This window comes from Candidatus Omnitrophota bacterium (genome assembly GCA_028716245.1).
Classification (GTDB): domain Bacteria; phylum Omnitrophota; class Gorgyraeia; order Gygaellales; family Profunditerraquicolaceae; genus UBA6249.
Genome location: JAQUQW010000001.1, coordinates 203,935 through 226,000, shown reverse-complemented (window position 1 = coordinate 226,000; position 22,066 = coordinate 203,935). Strand labels below are relative to the sequence as shown.

The 22,066-nt window shown below is 42.3% G+C and carries 22 protein-coding genes and 1 riboswitch; all 22 genes read right to left on the bottom strand.

Translation table 11 applies throughout. The features are described 5' to 3' along the window. Positions 1-2 precede the first annotated feature (2 nt). A complete protein-coding gene (locus tag PHG87_01255) occupies positions 3-1,283 on the bottom strand; it encodes a putative porin (GenBank protein ID MDD5476829.1) in 1,281 nt (426 codons plus the stop codon). Between the two features lie 122 nt (positions 1,284-1,405). After that, on the bottom strand, positions 1,406-2,110 hold the full coding sequence (locus PHG87_01250; protein ID MDD5476828.1) for a phosphoadenylyl-sulfate reductase: 705 nt from the start codon (positions 2,108-2,110) through the stop codon (positions 1,406-1,408). A 115-nt stretch (positions 2,111-2,225) separates the two neighbouring features. After that, positions 2,226-2,411, bottom strand: coding sequence for a YezD family protein (locus PHG87_01245; GenBank protein ID MDD5476827.1), 186 nt, complete (start codon positions 2,409-2,411; stop codon positions 2,226-2,228). Positions 2,412-2,421: 10 nt separating this feature from the next. Further along, complete coding sequence (locus tag PHG87_01240) at positions 2,422-2,862, bottom strand: Rrf2 family transcriptional regulator (protein MDD5476826.1); 441 nt, start codon at positions 2,860-2,862, stop codon at positions 2,422-2,424. A gap of 152 nt (positions 2,863-3,014) precedes the next feature. Beyond that, entirely contained in the window at positions 3,015-5,210 is a 2,196-nt protein-coding gene (locus PHG87_01235) for a tetratricopeptide repeat protein (protein MDD5476825.1), read from the bottom strand. A gap of 4 nt (positions 5,211-5,214) precedes the next feature. Then, positions 5,215-5,922, bottom strand: a complete 708-nt coding sequence (locus tag PHG87_01230; protein ID MDD5476824.1) for a hypothetical protein — start codon at positions 5,920-5,922, stop codon at positions 5,215-5,217. 41 nt (positions 5,923-5,963) lie between these two features. Then, the gene (locus PHG87_01225; GenBank protein MDD5476823.1) at positions 5,964-6,563 is read right to left on the bottom strand and encodes a sigma-70 family RNA polymerase sigma factor; all 600 of its coding nucleotides are present in this window, start codon (positions 6,561-6,563) and stop codon (positions 5,964-5,966) included. A gap of 94 nt (positions 6,564-6,657) precedes the next feature. Continuing rightward, positions 6,658-8,757: a sodium-translocating pyrophosphatase gene (locus PHG87_01220; protein ID MDD5476822.1), complete on the bottom strand. Its 2,100-nt coding sequence runs from the start codon at positions 8,755-8,757 to the stop codon at positions 6,658-6,660. Positions 8,758-8,890: 133 nt separating this feature from the next. Beyond that, on the bottom strand, positions 8,891-10,948 hold the full coding sequence (locus PHG87_01215) for a TonB-dependent receptor (GenBank protein MDD5476821.1): 2,058 nt from the start codon (positions 10,946-10,948) through the stop codon (positions 8,891-8,893). Between the two features lie 119 nt (positions 10,949-11,067). Further along, positions 11,068-11,267: riboswitch (cobalamin riboswitch) on the bottom strand. Continuing rightward, positions 11,251-11,751, bottom strand: coding sequence for a hypothetical protein (locus tag PHG87_01210; GenBank protein MDD5476820.1), 501 nt, complete (start codon positions 11,749-11,751; stop codon positions 11,251-11,253). It overlaps the preceding riboswitch by 17 nt. Positions 11,752-11,833: 82 nt before the next feature. Next, on the bottom strand, positions 11,834-12,499 hold the full coding sequence (locus PHG87_01205) for a diphthine--ammonia ligase (GenBank protein ID MDD5476819.1): 666 nt from the start codon (positions 12,497-12,499) through the stop codon (positions 11,834-11,836). A 2-nt stretch (positions 12,500-12,501) separates the two neighbouring features. Next, on the bottom strand, positions 12,502-13,005 hold the full coding sequence (locus PHG87_01200; protein MDD5476818.1) for a cob(I)yrinic acid a,c-diamide adenosyltransferase: 504 nt from the start codon (positions 13,003-13,005) through the stop codon (positions 12,502-12,504). Between the two features lie 10 nt (positions 13,006-13,015). Then, positions 13,016-13,672 carry a glycosyltransferase family 2 protein gene (locus PHG87_01195; protein MDD5476817.1) on the bottom strand — a complete coding sequence of 219 codons (657 nt, stop codon included), beginning with the start codon at positions 13,670-13,672 and terminating at the stop codon, positions 13,016-13,018. Positions 13,673-13,674: 2 nt separating this feature from the next. Then, positions 13,675-14,532, bottom strand: a complete 858-nt coding sequence (locus tag PHG87_01190; GenBank protein MDD5476816.1) for a lysophospholipid acyltransferase family protein — start codon at positions 14,530-14,532, stop codon at positions 13,675-13,677. Positions 14,533-14,534: 2 nt separating this feature from the next. Next, complete coding sequence (locus tag PHG87_01185) at positions 14,535-15,650, bottom strand: glycosyltransferase (GenBank protein MDD5476815.1); 1,116 nt, start codon at positions 15,648-15,650, stop codon at positions 14,535-14,537. Between the two features lie 7 nt (positions 15,651-15,657). Beyond that, complete coding sequence (locus PHG87_01180; GenBank protein ID MDD5476814.1) at positions 15,658-16,824, bottom strand: HD domain-containing protein; 1,167 nt, start codon at positions 16,822-16,824, stop codon at positions 15,658-15,660. Positions 16,825-16,898: 74 nt separating this feature from the next. After that, positions 16,899-17,135: a lipoyl domain-containing protein gene (locus PHG87_01175; protein ID MDD5476813.1), complete on the bottom strand. Its 237-nt coding sequence runs from the start codon at positions 17,133-17,135 to the stop codon at positions 16,899-16,901. 15 nt (positions 17,136-17,150) lie between these two features. Continuing rightward, complete coding sequence (lpdA, locus tag PHG87_01170) at positions 17,151-18,434, bottom strand: dihydrolipoyl dehydrogenase (GenBank protein ID MDD5476812.1); 1,284 nt, start codon at positions 18,432-18,434, stop codon at positions 17,151-17,153. Positions 18,435-18,443: 9 nt separating this feature from the next. Further along, a complete protein-coding gene (locus PHG87_01165; protein MDD5476811.1) occupies positions 18,444-19,364 on the bottom strand; it encodes a malate dehydrogenase in 921 nt (306 codons plus the stop codon). Between the two features lie 10 nt (positions 19,365-19,374). Further along, complete coding sequence (locus PHG87_01160; GenBank protein ID MDD5476810.1) at positions 19,375-20,457, bottom strand: isocitrate/isopropylmalate dehydrogenase family protein; 1,083 nt, start codon at positions 20,455-20,457, stop codon at positions 19,375-19,377. Beyond that, the gene (locus PHG87_01155; protein MDD5476809.1) at positions 20,458-20,958 is read right to left on the bottom strand and encodes a 3-isopropylmalate dehydratase small subunit; all 501 of its coding nucleotides are present in this window, start codon (positions 20,956-20,958) and stop codon (positions 20,458-20,460) included. Further along, positions 20,955-22,001: a type IV pilus twitching motility protein PilT gene (locus PHG87_01150; protein ID MDD5476808.1), complete on the bottom strand. Its 1,047-nt coding sequence runs from the start codon at positions 21,999-22,001 to the stop codon at positions 20,955-20,957. Before PHG87_01150 ends, PHG87_01155 begins: the two co-directional genes overlap by 4 nt. Positions 22,002-22,066 lie beyond the last annotated feature (65 nt).

Genomic DNA, 22,066 nt, shown 5'->3' with positions numbered 1-22,066 from the left:
CCTTAAAATTTCAAATTCCAGTCAGCCTGAAAAAGCTGCTCTGGAGCATAACCGGTTGAGCTGGCCTTAGTGAGACTCTGTGAAGAATAATAATCCAGTACTAGAGTCGTATTCTTACCTAATCCAAACTCCAAAATACCCTCAATAGCCTGGGAATTGGTGTTTCCACCATACCGATTATTATCGGTTAATATATCCAGCCGGCTATCTCTGCCTAATTTTGAATATACCAGTTTGCCCTGCCATTGTTTCCAGTCACTGACTTTTTCCGCTCCGAATTTCAAACCCAGATCAAAACCACCTGCTCCGTTTCCTACGCTAGAGACATTATAAATGTAGTCTCCGAAAATAGCCGCGTAAGGCAAAAATCCTTGGAATGGATCTTTAAATGAGAGTTCAACGGTCGGTTGAATGGAGTTATAATTATACCTATATGTTCCGCCAACCAAGGTATTGCCGCTTGATGCGTAAGGAGCTGTGCCGCTTTTACTATCGCTAAACTTCTGCGCGCCCTTTACGCCTTGAAAAAGATAGTAAGTAAGAGCGCTCTTCAGTTTGACTTTACCATTTACAGCCCAATTTATCCCGGATTGTAAAGCTTCCAGAAAAGCCTGTTTATCGAGCCTGGAATCATTCTTTAAAATGTAAAATAAATTATTCAAGAAGAAATCCAGCTTTGAGTTAAACTTATGGCTTAAGTTAACACCGAATCCTTCCGGAGTAATATCATTATCCCATAACGCATCAAAGGGCTGCCACAAAACGTTCTGGAACTTACCGGCAGTTAAGGTTAACCAGTTGAATGGCGTATATTGCCCATATGCATAATCCAGGATAATACCTTTGGGCGAGCCTGGCGTGTTAGCCGTAGAAGAATTACCCAGCGTAATATCCCTGGAACGCGGATCATTAGTGTTTCCGGTTGAAATACCAATACCCGCCTTTAGTTTATTGTTAACCTTAGCTTCTACTCCTATCCTAACTCTAATCCTTGCTCTTGAATTATCCTGCTGGTTTTTATTCTTATCCCATTCATATCTTGTCCTGACATCCCCTTTAAGTTTAATGTTCTGGACCCAATCAGGAACCGCTGCGGGTTGTTTTTCTTCCTGCTTCTTTATCGCTAAATCCGCCCTGAATTCCGTTGCCTTTTCTTGAGTCAGGACTTTTTCCTTAATCAGAAATTCAAGCAACTTATCAACATCGGTTTCAACAGCAAATGCTAAGGTTGCTGAAGCCAGCTGCGCTGCTAACAACCAACCTACAACTAGAAGAACTCTCATTTCTTGCTCCTTTTATTTCTTTCTTCTTCCAGTTGACTGGTCGGTCAAAAATTATTTTTATATATTGCCTTTACGGTTATCCGCTTAGCTTTTTAATTACAACTGGCTCCCTCTCACCTCCTTTACTTTTTAAGCGGCCGGGTATGTATCCCGCATTCTCCGCCGCATTTGCTGGTGCCGATCCAACGTCCGGCGCGTTCATTATCGTCATTGGTAATCTTGGTGCAAGGCGCGCATCCCAGTGAACGGTATCCTTCTCCATAGAGCGGATTCACCGGAACCCGATAAAGCGCTAAATACTGCCAGACTTCGCGCTCCTTCCAGATCAGAATCGGATTAAGCTTAATTAGGCCCTTATCCCTTTCTTCCACTTCTTTAAAATCAGTTCGCGTACGGCCCTCTGTGCAGCGCAATCCCGTAACCCAGCATTTCACATGCATCTCTTCAATGGATCTTTTCACCGGTTCAACTTTTAAAATATCGCAACATTTATCCGGCTCAGTTTCATATAGCCTCTCGGGAATCTCTGAATCATTTTGATACACTTTTAATTCAGGATACCGCGCTACCTCTTCTTTCATAAATTTAATTGTTTCCGCAGGCTTAAACCTGGTGGTAACGATAAATCCGCGGATCTTCGGGTTTACCTTTTTTGCCAAATCCCATACTGCCACTGAATCCTTGCCTAAACTATTCGCGACTACCAAAGAATCTCCGTAACGCTTATATGCCTCCTTGATCAATTGTTTTGACCTTTCTACCTTCTCCTTAAAATTCAGCGTTTCCACCAATTCCTTTAAATCATCCTTGTTATCCAAAATACTCATTTTATTCCTCCTTGCCCACAAGGGCACACCCGCGCAATTCCTTATAAGCGCGGGGTGCTACTGAATTAATAATAATTTCACCATCTCTTATTAAGCTTACTAATAATACCTAAAGCTATATTCCGCCACCTCCTTCAATTTTATGGGCATCGTCAAAACGCTTCCTTTGAGTCACCTCAATCTGCACAATCCTGGAATTATGCACTTTGATCAGGACGTCACCATAATCAAGGCCCAAAACCGCCTCTTTAATGTTTTTAATAACCGTATCACTGCCTATTTTTATATTTTCCATTTTCATCAACGCTTATTTAAATCTGATAAACCAGCGCTTCTTTGTTCACTTCTAGCTTATTTACCAAGTCTTCAAAGGTTATATTATCGATTATCCCCGAAGTAGCTTTGGCTACATCCTGCCAGATCCTGCGAAAACTACACCTATATATATCGGTACAACCTGAATAATCACTTCCAACACAGGCAATCGGCTCTGTCGGGCCGTCAATAAATCTAACCACATCTCCCAACACTATTTTAGCCGGAGGCCGGGAGAGCAAATAACCACCGACATTACCGCGCCGGCTTTCCACAAAACCGCCCTTTTTTAAATCCAGAAGGACCTGTTCAAGAAACTTAACCGGGGCATTGATACGCTTGGCAATATCGTGTATCGTTGATAATCCTAAGTCATAATGCACCGCTAAATCCAAAAGCGCTTTTAACGCGTAATCACCTTTATAAGTTATATTCATACTTCCCCTTCCCTACTAACTCTATCAACTTAGTAGAGTATAACTAAAAAATAATAATTGTCAAGTATTTTTTTGAATAAAAACCAGGGAACGTTTCTATTTTTTAAGAGCTGAAGCTATAAAAAAAATAGAAACGTTCCCTTTATTTTCTATTATAAACTATTCAACTCCAACAATTGGGTTTTGGTTTCCTGGTATCTATCCGGGTCGACTAAGCGATAGATTTCCTGCGCCTTACGCCAATATTCCCTGGCCAGATTCTTTCTTCCCTGTTTCTTATATAACAACCCAAGATTATAACTGGCATTGGCTAAATCCATCCGGCTGTTGATTTCTTCGGATGACTCAACCGCTTGCTTAAAATAACTCTGGGCTCTTGTCGAATCATCAATTTCCAAATAAAGTTCTCCGATCATATTATAGCCGCTGGCTAAATTAACTCTATTATTTTGCTCCTGGTCTAATTTCAAGCCTTTAAAGTAATAATCCAGCGCCTTCTGATACTGTTTCTCGTAAAAATAGATCTCCCCCAAATTAAAATAACAATCGCTTAATTCATTATTTAGCTTTAGCCGTTGAAATATCTTAAGGCTTTTCTCGTAAAAATCCTTGGCTGCCGCATAATCATTTTTATTGGCAAAAACCAGCCCGATATCAAAATAATCGCTTGCCAGGTTCTTAGCGCTTCCCGAATTATCAGGGCTCTCCAGGTTAATGGAAGCGCTCTTGGTTAACAGATCCAGGGCCTGCCCGTAATTTTTCTTATCAATATGCCAGACGGCTAATTTCCTTAAAGCCACTGCTTCATTTTTCTTATCCTTTAGTTGGCGGCTTAGATTGATCGCCTTCTCATATAACTCTTGGGCGCGGACATACTGTCCGTCCAGCTGATAAAACCACCCCAATTTTATATAGGCCTGCGCAAGGTGGGCTTTATCATTCAGCTTTTCACTCTTAAGCACATAATCAAAATAATATTTCAACGCCTGATCTTTATTGCCAAGGCGCTGGTAGGCATTGGCAATCACCGGATAAACCGCGAGAAAATCCTGGTCCTTCTTAATTACCTGCTCCCCTAAAACAATGGCCGCCTGATTATTGCCTTTACGGAACTGGGCTTCGGAATTAAGAAACAAGTATAGCTTTTGCGGATTGATCTTAGGCAGCCAAAATGCCAGAAGGATACTGGCGCAAATTAAAAAAACAGGCAAACCAATTCCAATTATAAGCTTTTTATAAAAAGCGCCTGTTTTACGCCTGGTTTCTCTGTGCCGTGGGATTTTAAAAAAATTAAATCCAGGATCGCCATAAAGTAAATAGTTTACCCAATGTAAACTGCTTAAACTATATTCCTTTACCAGCTTTAATTTAGATAAACGTAAAGACTCTCCCACGCTTACCCCTGAAATAAGTTTTGCGTAAAATTCCCGGGCAAATACCAGGCTGGCATTATCTTCAATTTTACGGATGGATCCGATATAATGCCTTACTCCGGCAAATAAAAAGGCGCTGGCCATCCCATAATTGTCTCTTTGATACTCCGAGTCGATCAAAGTAGGCCTTACCTGGGCGGAATGGCAGGTGTTTGAGAATATCAGGGCCGGTAAACTGCAACTCTGGCCCATCCGAAGAATATCCTCAACCTTAAAAATTCCGTCGCTTAAAACCCAGCCGTTCTCTTGATCCTCTTTGCGGTCAAACTCGCAGTGGCCGGCAAAATGCACAATATCATAATCACAGAGATTCTTCCGCACATAGTTTTTGTCAATATTGGTGGATTTAAAATCAACCTGCACCTTTTTGGTTTTATGGCTAAATTGGTTTTTGATATTTAAACCTTCGGTATAAGCGGATTTTAAATCGTTGTTCGGATTGGCCAAAATCAACATCCTTAAACTATCCGATAAATTACGATACTGTAGCAATGTGGAATCTCCTTTACTGCGCACTAACCTGCCTAAGCTGAATTTCAAGCAGAAAAAATCCACCCCGTCAAAAACCAATTCCCATGGTATATAAATCAGTTCTTCATCCAAAGAAAGGGTTAATATGCAAGAACCGGTATTTTTTAGTTTCTCCTTAATCGAACGGCTAAGCAGATGGTCCCAAAGCAGGCGGCCGATCTTTTGCAGGCTTCTTAGCTGATCATGTTTAGATGATTGATCTTTAGGCAGGCAGTTTAAAATACCCACCATCTCCGTGCTTAATTGCCTTAATTCTGAAAAAGAAACCCCCACTTGGCTGTAATGGCGTAAAGTGGGGGTGGTTTGGCTCTGGTCAAATAAGCCCATCTTAAGCGCGTTATCCTGCTTAAAAACTTCTAAGATTAGGGCTTGCGCATAAGGCATAAGCTTAGGCTTGAACTTTTAAATCAATTACCGCTTCCTTTTGGTCTTCCCGGCTGACTTCTACCGAATAGTTACCCGGCAGGATATTTTCAAAAAAACTGCTTCCGGCTGAATCAGTAATATATGATTCTAACTCAACTCCGTCTCTTATAAGAGTAATCCGTAAATTTTTACTCACCTTCTGGCTTTTTTTATCCTTAACGGTAATTGTAAGATTAAAACTCTTAGTGTCCCTATTCTGAATCTTAGCCAATATTCTAATCTGCTGCAAATCCTTTAAAATACTTACCTCTTCCTTAAATTCATCGATTTTCCGGCTGCGTAAAACCGGAGCCGGAATCAACTCCTGGCCAACCAACACGTCTCCGGTAGTCTGAATAATCTCCATAGCTTTATCTTTAAGCTTAAGAAATATCTCTAATAAATTTTCACTGGTTTCCAGCCCAAGCAGTTTTTTAACCTTCTCTAGCAGTTGCGCCGGGACATCCACGCCTAAATGCGGCTGTATCTTAAGCGGGACACTTAAATATTCGGCGCAAATATCACAACTAAGCAGGTGTTTCTGGACAGCTTCTTTATCTTGAACGGAAAACTTACCCTCAAGAAAACAAGCCAGATCCTCTTCGCTGGGATGCCCCTTTGCCTTAAAACTCCTACCTTTTTTCCACTGCCGGTAAATAATTTTTGTTATTTTCTCTAAATAGTTAAGCATTGCTCCTCTCCTGACTCAATAGACGTAGAATCTTAAGAAATCTAACCTAAAAAACCTTTCTTTTTAAAACAATCCTGCAGTTTCTGGAATATCCTGCTCTTGCGCATATCCACTGCTCCACGGTTAATTTTATAATAACCCTTGATCTCCTCCAGGCTTAGCCCCTGATTCAAAAATAGTTCGAGAAAAAACTGTTCATCGGACTCAAGCAAGCTGATACACTCCTGGAGGGTCTTACGGCGATCCTGATCATTAAGGAATTCAATTGCCCCGGCCGTTAGATCTTTGAGGGTATCCCCTAAAGCAAAACCATCCTCATTCTCCGCATCAAGAGATACAGCAGGCTTAAGTTTGCGTAAATAATCAATGGTAAAGTTAATGGTGACCTGCCTGAGCCAACTGGCTAAAGAACAGCCATTTTTAGCTTGATAAGTGGATAATTTTTTATAGTTATCCTTGATTAAGGCATGAAATATTTCTTGGAAAATATCCTCGACCTGTTCCAAAGGAGCAGTATGTCCTCTGACAGCTAAAACACTATAGATATAGTTATAGATTAGGCGGGAATAACGCGAGATGAATTCAGACCAGGATTGCTTGTTCCCTTTGAGGCAGCCTTGGACAAACTCCAAATCATCCATGGCTATAATTATAGCACTAAAAACACCTTGGCAACAAAAAATTAACATAAAAAAGACCCTGTTTCCCGATTAGCCTGGAAACAGGGTCTTTTGATTACTTAAATAAGGTATTTTTAATAATAAATGAGGCAAAAACAATAGAAACCATGGACATCAGCTTGATTAAAATATTTAAGCTCGGCCCGGAAGTATCTTTAAACGGATCACCCACTGTATCGCCAACCACTGTGGCTTTATGCGCTAGCGACCCTTTACCGCCATGATGCCCTTCTTCCACAAACTTCTTGGCATTATCCCAGGCGCCACCGGAATTAGCCATCATCACCGCTAAAACAAAGCCGGTAACAGTTGCCCCTACCAGAAGCCCGGCAACCGCATCAATACCTATAAACAGTCCTACGCCTATGGGGGCCACGATTGCCAAAAGTGAAGGAGCGATCATTTCTTTTTGTGCTGCCGCAGTGGCAATATTTACACAGCGCGCGTAATCAGGTTTAGCTGTGCCTTCCATCAGGCCAATAATCTCCTTAAACTGCCGGCGTACTTCCACGACAATCTTACCCGCTGCTCTTCCCACTGCGCGCATGGTCATAGAACAGAATAAAAATGGCAGCATTCCTCCTAAAAACAAACCTACTAATACCGTAGGATTCATCATACTGGCATTAATATCTTTACCAAAAAGCAAAACCTGATCTTTATACGCGGCAATCAAGGCTAATGCGGTTAAGGCTGCCGAACCAATGGCAAAACCTTTACCGGTTGCCGCAGTCGTATTACCTAAAGCATCCAAGGCATCGGTTCTTTTTCTTACCTCAGGAGGCAGTTTTGACATCTCCGCGTTTCCTCCGGCATTATCCGCAACCGGCCCATAAGCATCAGTAGCCAAAGTTATACCTAAAGTCGAAAGCATGCCCACGGCTGAAATGGCGATACCGTAAAGGCCGGCGTTAAAATTCGCGGCCCCGCCGGATAAATAAAAACTTATTAAAATAGCAATGCATACGATAATTACCGGAATGGCGGTAGACATCATCCCTACCGCAATACCCCCGATAATTACAGTTGCCGGGCCGGTTAAAGAGGCATCAGCAATAGATTTGGTCGGCTTAAAGCCGCTGGAAGTATAATATTCCGTGCACAGGCCGATCAATACTCCGGCAACTAAACCTGCCAAGACTGACCAATAAACGCCTAAATGCTGCGCGCCTAATGTTGCCTTAACCAGAAAAAATGAGATTATCGCAACCAGAAATGAACTGGTAAAGACCCCTTTACGTAAAGCGGCTAAGAGAACTTTTTGGCTGGCCTGCTCTCCGCTTTTTACAAAGAAAGTCCCGATAACCGATGAAACAACTCCTACCGCGGCCATAACCATCGGCACGGTTACCCCGGCAACACCAAGGCCGGCAGCAACACCTAAAGCTGAAGTGGCAACAATTGAACCAACATAAGATTCATAAAGGTCAGCGCCCATACCCGCGACATCGCCGACATTATCACCGACATTATCAGCGATAACTGCCGGGTTACGCGGATCATCCTCAGGAATTCCTGCTTCAACCTTACCGACTAAATCCGCTCCGACATCCGAGGCTTTAGTAAAAATACCTCCACCCACCCTGGCAAAAAGCGCCATCGAACTGGCCCCCATGCCAAAACAAAGCATCGTGGAAGTAATTGCCGCGATTTTATCCGTTCCCAACGGGATGGGATGGCAAGAATAATACCAATTTAGGAAATAATACCAGATACTTAAATCCAATAGCCCTAAACCGACAACGGTAAGACCCATGACTGCTCCGCTTGAAAAAGCAACCCGCAGGCCGGAATTCAAACTCTTAGACGCGGCTTGGGCAGTGCGGTTAGAGGACTGGGTGGCAATAGTCATCCCGATAAAACCGGACAAACCTGAAAAGAAACCTCCGGTTAAAAAAGCAAACGGCACAAAAATTACCAAATAATTCTTCAGGGCCATGGCCAGAAGGATAAAAAATACCACAATAAAAAACATCGAAATACCCAGATACTGCCTTTTTAAATAGGCCTGGGCGCCAACGCGCACCGCGTGGGCGATCTCCTTCATTTTATCCGTACCCTCATCCATTTTTAAAATACTCAAGGCCAGATAAAAAGCAAAACTTAACGCTAATATCGAACCAACCGGCGCCAATAACAACAGATCAAAACCCATCTTTACTCCGCTCCTTTCAAAAATACATGGAATTCACTACAACTTTGTAGTTTTGGAAAATTAGGAAAAACTATAGCACAACTGCGTTATTTGTCAATAGGAAAGCTAGGGAAACACCCCTTATTTCTTCAGATTAAAAAGTATAGTTAACTTTTAAACTAAAATTTCTTCCCGGATTAGGATAATAGAATTTATCACCTACGGCATGCCCCACAGAAAATCCTTGCAACACTCCGGCATATTCCGAATATTGCTTATCAAAAAGATTATTAATTCCAAATGTGACTTTAAAATCCTTACAATGCCAAGACAAATTGGTGTCGGCAACCATATACCCATTTAACTTAGAATAAGCGTTTGCCTGATCGTTTAAATAATATCTAGGACCTAGATAAGTACCAATAATATTTAAGGATATATCCATTGGTAATGCGAATTTTAATCCAACGCTTCCTTTATGCTTAGATACCAAAGGTATCTGGCTCCCGCTATATTGTCCACCATCAAAATAGGCATTGGTAAAAGTATAATTTCCGAATAATGTTACCCAATCATTAAGCTTGGCATCCAATGATGATTCCAGGCCTTCATGAACAGTTCTATCATAATTTTCATTCTTACTATTCCACTCGAAGCCATCCCAAGTATCCGTGGCATTAAGATACAACTCATTTTTAACATTCATTCTAAATAATGATAAGTTACCCTTAAAACGGTCAGAAAATTTATGCCGCAAACCAATTTGGTAATCTATCGAAGATTGCGGCTTAAGATCAGTATTAAGCAGCGTTTGAAAAGACGTTGCATCCATATAGGTAAACTCATCTACTTCGGGAAAACGGAAGCTTCTGTTCACATTTAAAAAAACATTTGAATCATCTTTATAAGTATAGGTAAGGCCGCTGTTAAAAGAATCCATATTAAATTTTACTTTAGTATCTTGGTCGGGGTTAAATCCGGTATTATCATGATAAGCAAATGTGTAATCAGCAAATTCATGGCGGTAGCCACCTACTAGAGTTAACTGTTTAAGAATAGAAAACTCATCCTGCAGGTAGCTTCCTAATGAATTCTTATGAATATCCGTATATTGATTTACTGTACTATCATCAGACATAGGGCAGGATCTTGAACTATATAGAGAACGGTAAAAATCGAGCCCGGCGATGAATTTATTATCGTGATTAAAAATGCTATTGTCTAACGTATACTTCGGCGTCATCCCAAAAGTTTCAATACTATTCCTGTAAGCAAGATGGTTTGAGGTCAGATAATATGAATCAACATCATTCTGACGGTAACTAAAATCCAAATTAAGATTTCCCAATCCTAGAAATTGGAGTTTTGGCCCAAGAACAAAATAGTAGTCTTTACCATTAGCATGATCATTGCCGAATCTGGCATACCTCCTGCTATGCTGATCTATATCACTTTGAAACAATGCCCCAGGCAGACCATAAGTTGAAGCATGAAATCCCGAGTCAAAATGTGCAGACAGCATATCATTAAAATCATAAGCGATTTTAGAAGCAAAATCACTATCTTTGTTAAAGCTGTTATTGCGATAGCCATTAGTAGAATCGCGTCCAAGGCTAAACCAATAAGAAAGCTTATTGTTAACTTTACCACCTAGAGATAATTTTTCTTTGTTCATATCATAGCTGCCGTATTCAGTTTCTAGTTCTACTTTTGGTTTTCCTGAACCCTTTTTGGTAATAATATTGACTACGCCACTAGATGCATTATCACCGTATAGCACTGCGCCAGAACCTCCGCGAACAACTTCGATACGCTCTACTTCATCAAGCGGAATTTGATTCCAGTTAACGCCGCTTAAGTCAACATTGTTTGCGCGCCGGCCGTCAACTAATACTAATACGTTAAGTGGCCCCTGCTCTCCAAAGCCTCCTATATCTACTGTTGCTTGAGTTCCGTTGCCAAAATAATCCCGCACTGTAACCCCGGGTATTGACCTAAATACATCAACCACATTGTGAGAATTTGATCCTTCTATATCTCCTTTTGTCACTACAGTAACATCCGCCGCTGTTTTAGCTAAACTTTCGCCATAACGATACGGAGTTACCACAATTTTTTCCAAATCCACATCATCTGCATAAGAAAAAACAAAAGTTCCCAAAACAACTGATAGCGCAACTAAAAATCTTGCTGCCGACCTATTGCAAAACATTTTTTCTCCATTCCCGGACCTGCCTAAAACAAAAAACCCTTAACGCTTTAACTAAAAGCATTAAGGGTTATCCCTGTTTTCTAACCCTTTTAAACCTGTCCGCGGGTTTAAAAGTAATTGTTGGACATCTGTTCCTGGTCAGGTCTTCTGACTTAAGAGTTTATCCTACTCTTCTCCTGCCTTCCCGGCTTTGGTTAAACCAGTGGCAAATATTCAAGAGAATTTCGACCTCTTTTACAGCAGCGGGAACTGCGACCGATTCACACGGCCTTCCCTGGACCAGTAACGTTAACCTTGTAACCTTATAAAAGAACTTTTGCTAACTTTGTATCAGCCACTCTGCGCGCGATAAGCTCATAAGCGCCAAAAAATACTGCCGTATATACAAGCGTAGCTACTCCAAAATTACGTAAAAATGGCAGGCCTAAAATATAGCAATCCAGCAGGCCTTTGGCGGTGTGCGGATACCAACCCATAGCCCAAACACCGAAATTAGTAATGACGTAAAACAAAACTGAAGAAACTACGGCAGTGGAGGCGATGCCCCTAAATGTCTTATGATTTTTGGCCCAAATCCCCAAGAAAGTAACCAAAACAAAACTTCCCCAGGTAAAGAGGATCACATTATGCATACCTAAAAATATATCGCTTAAGGCCATAAGTAAAAGCGGCACAATCAAAGCCTGTTTTTTATTTAAATATACTCCGGCAAATATAGCGATAGCTGCCACCGGAGTAAAGTTAGCGGTATGCGGGATAAACCTTAATAATATTCCGATAATAATTAGACTGATTGCCAACATTTAAGCCTCCTTTTATTATCTGTAATGTTAATGTAAATTACTTTTTATGTCAAGCTAAAATTTAGGATTAATCCGAGTTTTATCAAATGGGCATTAAATCACAATAATAAAAACGGTTATCTCTCAAAACAACTTCTCCTTTTTCGTAAGCTATCTCACTTTTAAATATTGGCCCCCCATAAACAAAAGAATGAAACTCTCCATTTTCACCGCAGGGGTCAACATTTAAAGGAAGTTCGGATAAAAATTGTTTATCAAACACCCTGCCGGCAAACGATTTATCCAGACATTTTGAATCAATACAACTGATAACTGCTTTAAAACCCAAATCGATAAATGTATGCGCAAGCGCAGTAGTATCCCTCTTCCATAAAGGAAAGATCCCCTTCAATCCTATTCTTGATAGATTTTCCTCTCTATATGTACGCAGATCTTCTAAAAAAATATCTCCGAAAGCTACCAAGCAAACACCTTGAGTCCGGTAGCGCAAAAGTGCATTTTTCATTTTTAGTTCGTATTCCTCGTTAGATGCATCCTTGCTGATATGAATCTTCTCAAGCGGAAAACCTAAAGATTCAATTTGTTGTTCAAGCAGTGCGTTACGGACACCATGCATACTAATCCTATCGTAGCCATCTGTGATGGTTGTTAATAAAGCCCAAATCTTATAATTATAAACTTTTTGTAATTCATAAAGAGCCATGGCGCTATCCTTGCCTCCGCTCCAGGTAAAAAGTATTTTTTTCATTGTCAAAATTCAATGCCTCTTCTGGCTTTGATACCTTTAGTGTAATAATGCTTTCTCTCTTTGACCTGGCTGACTAAATCCGCTAACTTAATAATTTCAGGATGGGCATAACGGCCGGTAAACACCAACTCTACGTTCTTAGGAGTATCATTTATTAGTTTAAGTAAATCGCCCAAAGGTATTAACCCTAATTTTACAGCAATATTAATTTCATCCAAGATAACCATCTGATATATCCTCTTACCGATAATTTCATTTAATCTCTTAAGTCCGGCAAGCGCCATTTGCTTATCAATTTTTTCAGGTGATTTTTTTATAAAACAGCGACGGCCAAACTGCTCTACCTTAATATTATCGATTTTCTTGAGCGCCTTAATTTCATTATAACAGCGGCCTTTGGCAAACTGGCAGATATAAACATTGAAACCCGCTCCGGCAGCTCGTAAAGCCAACCCCATTGCCGCGGTAGTTTTTCCCTTACCATTACCCGTATAAACCTGAATCATCTGGGACCACTCATAAATTCCGGATTATGAAACGAAAAAACCTTAAGGTATCTATAAAAGGATTGATCTGGCTTTTTTGCCCCGAATAAATAGTCTGGATCGGGATGGATTCGATCTTAAAGCCTAAACGCGCTGCTTTTATCAAAATTTCAGAGTCTATCTCGTATTTAGATGCCGATAAATCCAATTTGGCCAGCGCCTCTTTTTTCAGCAGGCGAAAACCGCATTGCGTATCAGGAACATTTTGTTTGATCATAATTGAAATTAATTTTGAAACTAAACGGTTGGTCAGAATACGCACAACCGGCATATTTTTAGTCGTCTCCATCCGATTACCGACGATAACCGCGCTTTGGGAAGTTTGCGCTTTCTGAATAAACGCTTTGATATCATCGCAGGAATGCTGCCCATCCCCATCCATGCTGATCACCGCTTCAAATCCTTGAGCAATGGCATAATTATATCCTTTGATTAAAGAAGCCCCTTTGCCAAGATTGGACTCATTGCGTAAGACTGTGGCCCCGCAGGCTTGGGCAATTTTTGCCGTATCATCGCTTGAGCCATCATCGATGATAATTACCTCCAGCCCTAATCGGCGTATTTGCCCAATTAGCCCGGCGATCGCTTTTGTTTCATTATAAGTCGGAATAATTACACAAGTGCGCATATTTATTTAATCCAAAACCTGCGAAAGACATACCATTGTTCAGGATACCTACGGATGTAATCCTCAAAAATATTTTTATAAACCGTAACCAAACCGGCTAAATCTTTGGCTTTATCCCCGGTGGGAGAAAACTCCACCGGTTTCTCGATCCTTAATGTAAAACTATCATCCGGATTCCTGAGCATAAAACCCGGGACAATGCTTGAGCCGGTCATCAGGCTTAAAGCCGCCGGGCCTTCAGGGAAATGCGTTGGTAACCCAAAAAAATCAATGACAATCCCTTTTTCGGTAAAATCCCGGTCACCGACTAAAGCGACCATATGATTATTCCTGATTTCAGCAAGGCAGCTTCTCACCGCCTTGCCCATACTCACAACCTTAACCCCTTTTCTATTCCTCTGGGTATTAAAGAAAGCATCAACTTTTTTGTTTTTATGCGGCAGGGCCACCACCCAGAAGGGATAGCCTAAAAGCGCGATAGCCACTCCCCCCAACTCCCAATTACCAAGGTGGGCGGTCAAAACAACCACGCCTTTACCCCTGGCTAAAGCTTCATCAAAATAATGCATATTTTCTAATTTTATGTTTTTTTCCAGGTAGCCAAGGTCTAACTTTTCAAAACGGAAAAAATCCACAAGGTATTTGGCGAAATTCCGAAAAACCTGCTTGTTTATCTTGCGCAGCTCTCTATCCGGTTTCTCCGGAAAAATAGCCCGTAAATTAGCTTTTACAAACCTGCGGTCGCGGAAGGCAAAAAAATAATGCAGGTCGGCTAAAAAAACCGCGATCGCGTAAACCACCCTTATTGGCAAGATTAGCGCGATAAATTGTCCGAAACGATAAATATAATAATTTAGCACGATTATAAACTCAAAAGAAGTTTGGCGATATCCATACTTGCCCCGGGCTTGGCGATCCTTAAAGCCGCCAGCTTAAGCTGCTCTAACCTTGTTCGGTTATTTAATAAGTCATCAATAATCTGATGCACCTCTTCAGGTTTGTCTACTTTGATTGCCGCTCCCTTATGCGTTAAAAAATTGGTATTATTGATTTCCTGCCCGGGGATAGGTTTGACAATGATCATCGGCAGGCCCATACTCAGGACTTCGGCGGTAGTAACTCCCCCCGGCTTAGATATAATCAGGTTGGAGATACGCATTAACTCATGGATATTCTGGATAAAACCAAACAGATGGATATCTTTTTTATAATGCTTAATTTTTCGTTTCAGCGAATTAAATAGCTTCTTATTGGTCCCGGCAACGATCAATTCCTGGATATTATTTTGGCTTTTCTCTAATGATTTAACGATGGTTTTAATCGGCCCCAGCCCCTGGCCGCCGCCCATAATTAAGATTACCGGCTTCTGTGGATTTAATTTTAATTTGTGGAAGACGCTTTCCTTATCTATTTTCTGGTTGAACTTATGATCAAAGGGAATCCCCAGGGCCTTAATTTTAGAAGAAGGAACTCCTTTTTTTTCCAAGCGCGCGGAGACATCTTCCGAAGGGGTTATATAGTAATCCACCTTCTCATAAACCCAATAAGAATGCGGAATATAATCCGTAAGTACCGCTACAAGCGGTAAATTTAGCCCATAAGCTTTTTTATAATCGGCAACCATGCCGCAGGGAAATGCCTGAGTGCAGACCACTAAATCGGGATTAAAACGATCAAAAAGTTTTTTAAGTTTCGGCGAATTTGATTTATGGATACGGCGTTTAATATTTTCCAGCCCCTTGACCACGCTGGGATTATCATAAAGGTAATCCCAGAGCTTGGGGGTGCGCTTAATTACCTCCATATAAATCCGGTTAATTACCTTTTCCGATATGGGGTTAGTATAATTAAAGGCATTAATGCTTAAGATCTCCGTATCCGGGCGCAGCTCTTTAATCGCTTTTTCAATAGCCAGTGTGGCGCTGCGGTGGCCGGAAACTTCCGAAATATACATTAAAATTATACGTTTAGGCCGCATAGAAAAGTTAGATTTTTCCTTCCTTGCAGAGCTCCAGGAAAGTATCGGTAACGCGGGGGCAGAACTGTTGGCCGCCTAACTGCCTGATCTCATTAATCGCGTCAGCCTTATTAAGGGCCGCGCGGTATGGCCGATCAGTAGTCATGGCATCAAAAGAATCGGCTACGGAGATTATTGAAGCAACCAAAGGAATCTGTTCTCCTTTTAAGCCTTCAGGATAACCCTTGCCGTCAAATCGCTCGTGGTGGTACCTGACCCCCAGCAAAGATCCTTCCAGCTCTTTAATCGGTTTTAAAATACCTACTCCGATCATCGGATGCTCTTTAATGCGGTTACGCTCCCCGATAGTCAACCCGCTTCTTTTGTTTAAAATATACTCCGGCACGCCGATCTTGCCGATATCATGCAAGAGGCTGGCGATATGGAGATTTTCGAAAAATTTTCCATCAAGGTTTCTCTTTGATTTTTGGCTGATTCTATGGGCGATTTCAATACTCATATTAGTTACCCGGCTGGTATGGCTGTGGGTGTAATGATCCTTGGCTTCAATAGCCGCGGCAAAGGCGATGGTCGTGCGCACAAACAAATGATGTTTACGCTCTAACTCATATTCCAACTCTTTAAAAAGCTGGGCGTTTTTGATCGCCATTGCCACATTAGAATTAAGAGCGGCGAAAAAATCCAATTCCTCGTCGATAAATCCCTTACCCGCCTGCTTCTTGCCTAATAGCAGGAAGCCCAGCAGTTCATCCCTGAAATAACCCGGGATGCAAACCGCGGCATCTAAAAGCTCCATTTGATAAAGGACTTGCGCCAGCTGGCGCTTGATTTCCGGTTTTAACCTTGCGTTTTTTAGGGCATTTTCTGCTTGGCTGTAAACCAAGGCCTCCCTGCCGAAAACAAGGGTGCTCTTGCGCTCTTTAAAAAAACGGATCAATACGTCATCTTTATCAATGCAGATCAAATCCAAGGGTATCTTTTTACCCAGCGACCCCTTAGAAACAGTAAGCAGATAACCCTGCTTGTCGCGGTTATACAAGAAAAAACTGGCGTGGGTAATCTTGGCTTTACTAGCAATCATGCGCACGATCAATTTAATCAAAGAATCCGGATCATGCACAAAAATCATGTTTCTGGCCGTATTTTCTAATTCTTTCTTATAATCGATTGCCATTTATTTATCCATACCTTAGCTTATCCATAATAATTATATATACTAAAGAAGTACTGCCTTGTCAATAAGAATGGTTAGGCTTCGTTAATTACTGCCAATGTCTGGCCCACATTGACGCTTTCGCCTTCGCTATACATTATTTCACAGATTACTCCGGTACAGGGGCTGGGCAGATTAAAGGTAGTTTTATCGGTAGTTAATTCCACCAGATCATCGTTCTGGCTGACTCTTTCCCCGTCCTTAAAAAACCAATACGAGACGGTAGCTTTAGTAATACCTTCCCCTAATTCAGGCAGCACCACTTTCATCATGGTAACCTCCAGGGTTTAAACAGTTTCATGTATTGATTCAGAGAGAGTCGGGTGCGCGAAGATCATCGCGCGGATCTGGGCAACAGTTAAATGTGCCGAAATTGCCATAGAGAGAATGGCAATTAACTCGCTGGCAAGCGGCCCAATTATGCTGGCGCCGAGCACCTCTTGGGTTTCTTGATTGCTAATGACCTTAATAAATCCTTCGGCCTCATCGATGATACGGGCCATGGCGCTGGCGCGAAAATCAAACTTATGGACCTTAACCAACAAGCCCGCGGCCAGGGCCTTCTCTTCATTTAAGCCGACGCTGGCAATCTGGGGTTCGCTAAATATGCAGGCCGGCACAACCTTATTGTCCGCCTTATGTTTGTTATTTGAAACCATATTTTCAACCGCTATTCTCCCCTGATAAGCCGCGTAATGAGCAAGCATTATCTTGGAGGCGCAATCTCCTGCCGCGTAGATATTGGAAACACTGCTCCTTAGATAATCATCAACCATTATCCGGTTATTCTCTAATTTTACGCCTAACTCCCCCAAACCTAAGCCACCGGTGTTAGCAGCCCTGCCTACGCAAACCAAAACCCGGGAATAATCTTCTAAATTGAAATTAGCGATATCCGCGCCGGTAGTTACCTCAATTCCTCTTTTCTTAAAAATAACCTCTATCTTCCTGGCTATATCCCGGTCCTCTCCCGGTAAAAGAAGCGGCATCTTTTCAACAATGGCCACCTTACTGCCTAAAATAGAGAAAAGATTGGCGAATTCACAGCCAATCACTCCTCCTCCAACAATTAATAAAGACTGCGGAACTTCCGATAAAACCAAGGCTTGGTCGCTGGAAATTATTTTCTCTTGATCAAATTTTAACCCGGGCAACTGGGTACAGCGGCTGCCGGTTGAAATAAGTATAAACTTACTGTTAATCAGGCGGCCATCGGTTTTTATTTCATCGGGAGAATTAATCCGGGCGGATGATTCGATAAAATCAATCCCGGCAAGCCTGCTGCGCATCCCCTGGGCAAGGTCCCAGACGATTTTATTTTTTCTTTCCTGGATTTTTATGAAATTAAACCGCGGATTATCCAGCTCTACCCCAAAACCCGGTGCTTTTTTAGCCAGCTGGAATATTTTCGCGCAAGCGATTAATGCTTTGGTAGGAATACATCCGTAATTAAGGCAGGTTCCGCCAATCTGGCCGGATTCAATAAGGCAAACTTTTAGGCCCAGCTCTTTTGCTCTTAGGGCAGCGTTAAAACCTGCCCAGCCTGCTCCAATGACAGCCAGATCATACATAGGTATGGTTTAAGCCAATAATTGCGCTGCGGCCGCGGCTACAAGCTGCGCGGATTTACCCAGCCTGCTTTTTTCTTCCGGCGAAAGATCCAGTTGAATAACCTGTTCGATACCATCCTTGCCTAGGCGGCAAGGTACTCCTATACAGCTGTCCTTGATACCGTATTCTCCGTTTAGATAGCTGCACAATCCAATGGTGCGTTTTTCATCCTTGACTATTGTTTTAACGATTGCCGCGATTGCCGCTGACGGAGCAAAAAACGCGCTCCCTGTACCAAGATTGGCAACAATCTCCGCGCCCCTGCCGATTGTGCGGCTGACTAACGATTCAATTTTATCGTCGCTGATAAATTCATCTAACCCCACACCCTTGACTTTGGCCAATCCCGGCAAAGGAAGCATGCCTTCACCGTGGGCGCCAATCACTAACGCCTCGATGTCCGTAGCCGGTAAATTTAATTCGCCAGCGATCAAATTGACAAATCGAGCAGTATCTAAACTAATCCCCATGCCAAAAAGCTTACCGGGCTTAAAACCGGTAATTTTTAGGGCATAAAAAGTCATAATATCCAAAGGATTGGTGACGATTACAACAATCGCCTTCTTGGCCAGCTCTTTTATATTCAAGCATACCCCTTTTAAAATCTGGGCATTCTTTGCCAATAATTCTTCACGGCTCATCCCGGGTTTACGCGCCAGGCCCGCGGTAACCACCACGATATCCGAATCCTTAAGTTGAGCGATATCATCGCTGCCTTTAATATTATAATTATATTTTAGAAGCGGCCGGGCATCCTCTAAATCCAGAGCCTTCCCATGCGCCAGCCCCTTTACGATATCAATAAGCAAAACATCGCCCAATCCATCCTGGGCGATGCGCATTGCCGTCAGGCTCCCCACGTTTCCTGCGCCAATTATCGTAATTTTCATAAGTTTATGTTTATTTTAACTTGCCAATGATAGCCTCGGCCATCTGCGCGGTACCAACAGCGCCCGGATCAAGCGGGTCAGCTTTTAAATCATAGGTTACAAATTTTCCTTCGACAATCACCTGTTTTACCGCTTCTTCTAATCTGTCTGCCGCTTCTTCTTCATTAATATAGCGCAGCATTAAAACTCCTGATAAGATCATCGCAGTGGGATTGACTTTATTCTTCCCTTTATATTTTGGAGCAGAACCATGCACAGCCTCAAAAACCGCCAGATCCGTACCGATATTTGCCCCGGGCGCAATTCCTAGGCCGCCGATAAGCCCGGCGCAAAGATCAGAAATAATATCCCCGTAAAGATTAGGCAACACCAAAACATCATAATTATGCGGCTTCTGGACTAGCTGCATACACATATTATCTACAATTGCTTCCTCAAAAATTATTTTTCCGGTATACTTTTGGGCAACTTCCCGGGCAACCTTTAAAAACAGGCCGTCGGTAAATTTCATAATATTTGCCTTATGCACGCAAGTAACTTTTTTGCGTTTATTTTTTAAAGCATACTCAAAGGCAAATCTTACAATCCTCTCTGAGGCAAATTTAGATATTGGTTTGATGCTTATCCCGGAATCCGGGCGGATCAGCCTTTTGGTGTCTTTTTGTATCTGGGCGATCAGGTTTTTAGTTTCAGGTTTGCCCTCTTCAAACTCTATTCCGGCGTAAAGATCTTCGCTGTTTTCCCGGACAATAACCAGGTCAATATCTTTAAAACGGCTATTTACCCCCAAATAACTTTTGGCCGGGCGCAAGCAGGCATAAAGATCCAGGGCCTGCCTGATCGCCACATTGACCGAACGAAATCCGGTGCCAATGGGCGTGGTAATCGGCCCTTTAAGGGCAACCTTATTTTTCTTAATTGAATCCAGCGCGCTCTGCGGCAGAAGCTCCCCGGTTTTGTCAAGGGCATCGGAACCAGCAAGCACATTATCCCACTTGATATTAACCCCTGTCGCCTCGATGCAGCGAGTCGCCGCAAGAGAAACTTCATATCCAATACCATCGCCGGGAATCAGGGTTATCTTATGCTGCATTTAAAGTTTAAGTTCTCCGTGTTTTTTATAATAATTAATTATGCCGCCTTCGCTTAAAAGGTCCTGCATGAATTTAGGCAGGGGTTTAATTTCTAAATCAATGCCTTTGGTTAGATTTTTTACCAAGCCTTTATCTAAATCGATTTGCAGCTGGTCGGCCTCCTCGATTTTGCTGGTATCAGTTTCAATTAAAGGCAGACCGATATTAAAACTATTGCGGAAAAATATGCGCGCGAATTGGGGGGATAGGACCGCCACAATCCCGGCCTCTTTGATTACCAGCGGGGCCTGTTCGCGGCTTGAGCCCATGCCAAAGTTATTGCCGGCGACAATAATGGTTTTACCCGGAACAATCTTTTGCGGAAAATTCGGATCAATATCCTCCATGATGTGTTTGGCCAGTTCCTTTATATCGGTAATGGCAAACTTATACCTTCCGGAAATAATAAAATCCGTATTTATATTATCCCCGAGTTTTACGCTTTTGCCTTCAATACTCATAGTTGTTTAAACTCTTCCCTATTCTTTACTTTAGACATGGCCACATCCAAAGTGATCAATCCTCTTTGCGTCAAATCTTTCAGGCAGCTGTCCATAGTATTCATGCCATACTGTAAACCTGTTTGCATCATTGTCGGGATCTGCTCTATCTGCTGCTCGCGGATAAGATTGCGGATACTGGATGTTGCCACCATAATCTCCGTAGCCAGCACCCTTCCTTTGCCTGATGCGTGCGGAAGCAAAAGCTGCGAGATTACTCCCTGCAAACAATCCGAAAGCTGCAATTTAACCTGGGTCTGCTGATGCGGCGGGAAAACATCGATAATCCTGGAAATGGTTTGCGGGGCATCCGGCGTGTGCAAGGTGGCTAAAACAAGGTGCCCGGTTTCCGCCGCAGTTAAAGCAGTGGATATAGTTTCTAAGTCGCGCATTTCCCCGACTACAATAACATTGGGATCCTGGCGCAGGGCGTGGCGCAAGGCTTCGGCAAAAGAATGCGTATCCGAATAAACCTCGCGCTGTTTAACGACGCTCTTTTTATTGTTATAGATGAATTCGATCGGGTCTTCGATACAGGTAATCAAACATTCCCGTTCGGTATTGATAAGGTCAATCATTGCCGCTAAGGTAGTGGTCTTGCCCATGCCTGTAGGCCCGGTTACCAAAACTAAACCGTTTGGCTTACGCGCTAAATCGCTTATAATCTTCGGCAGGCCTAATTTTGCCACGGTGGGTATCTCTATCGGGATACGGCGAAAAGCCGCTTCTACCGCGCCTTTCTGCAAATGGACATTTACGCGAAAACGATCCATACCCGGCAGGGCAAGCGAAAAATCAAGTTCTAACTCACGCTCAAAAACCTCTTTCTGGGAATTAGAAAGAACACTATGGATCATTTTCTTTAAATTCGGCTTATCTAATTTCTCCAGATCTGTGCGCAATAACCTGCCGTCAATGCGTAAGATCGGCGGTTCATTTTCCGTAATATGTAAATCCGAAGCGCCCTTTTCAATACACATTAAAAGCAAATCGCGAATTTCCATTAATACCTCCTTGTCTACATAGACAACACCCGCGCAATTTGCGCTACCTAGCGCACACCGACGCA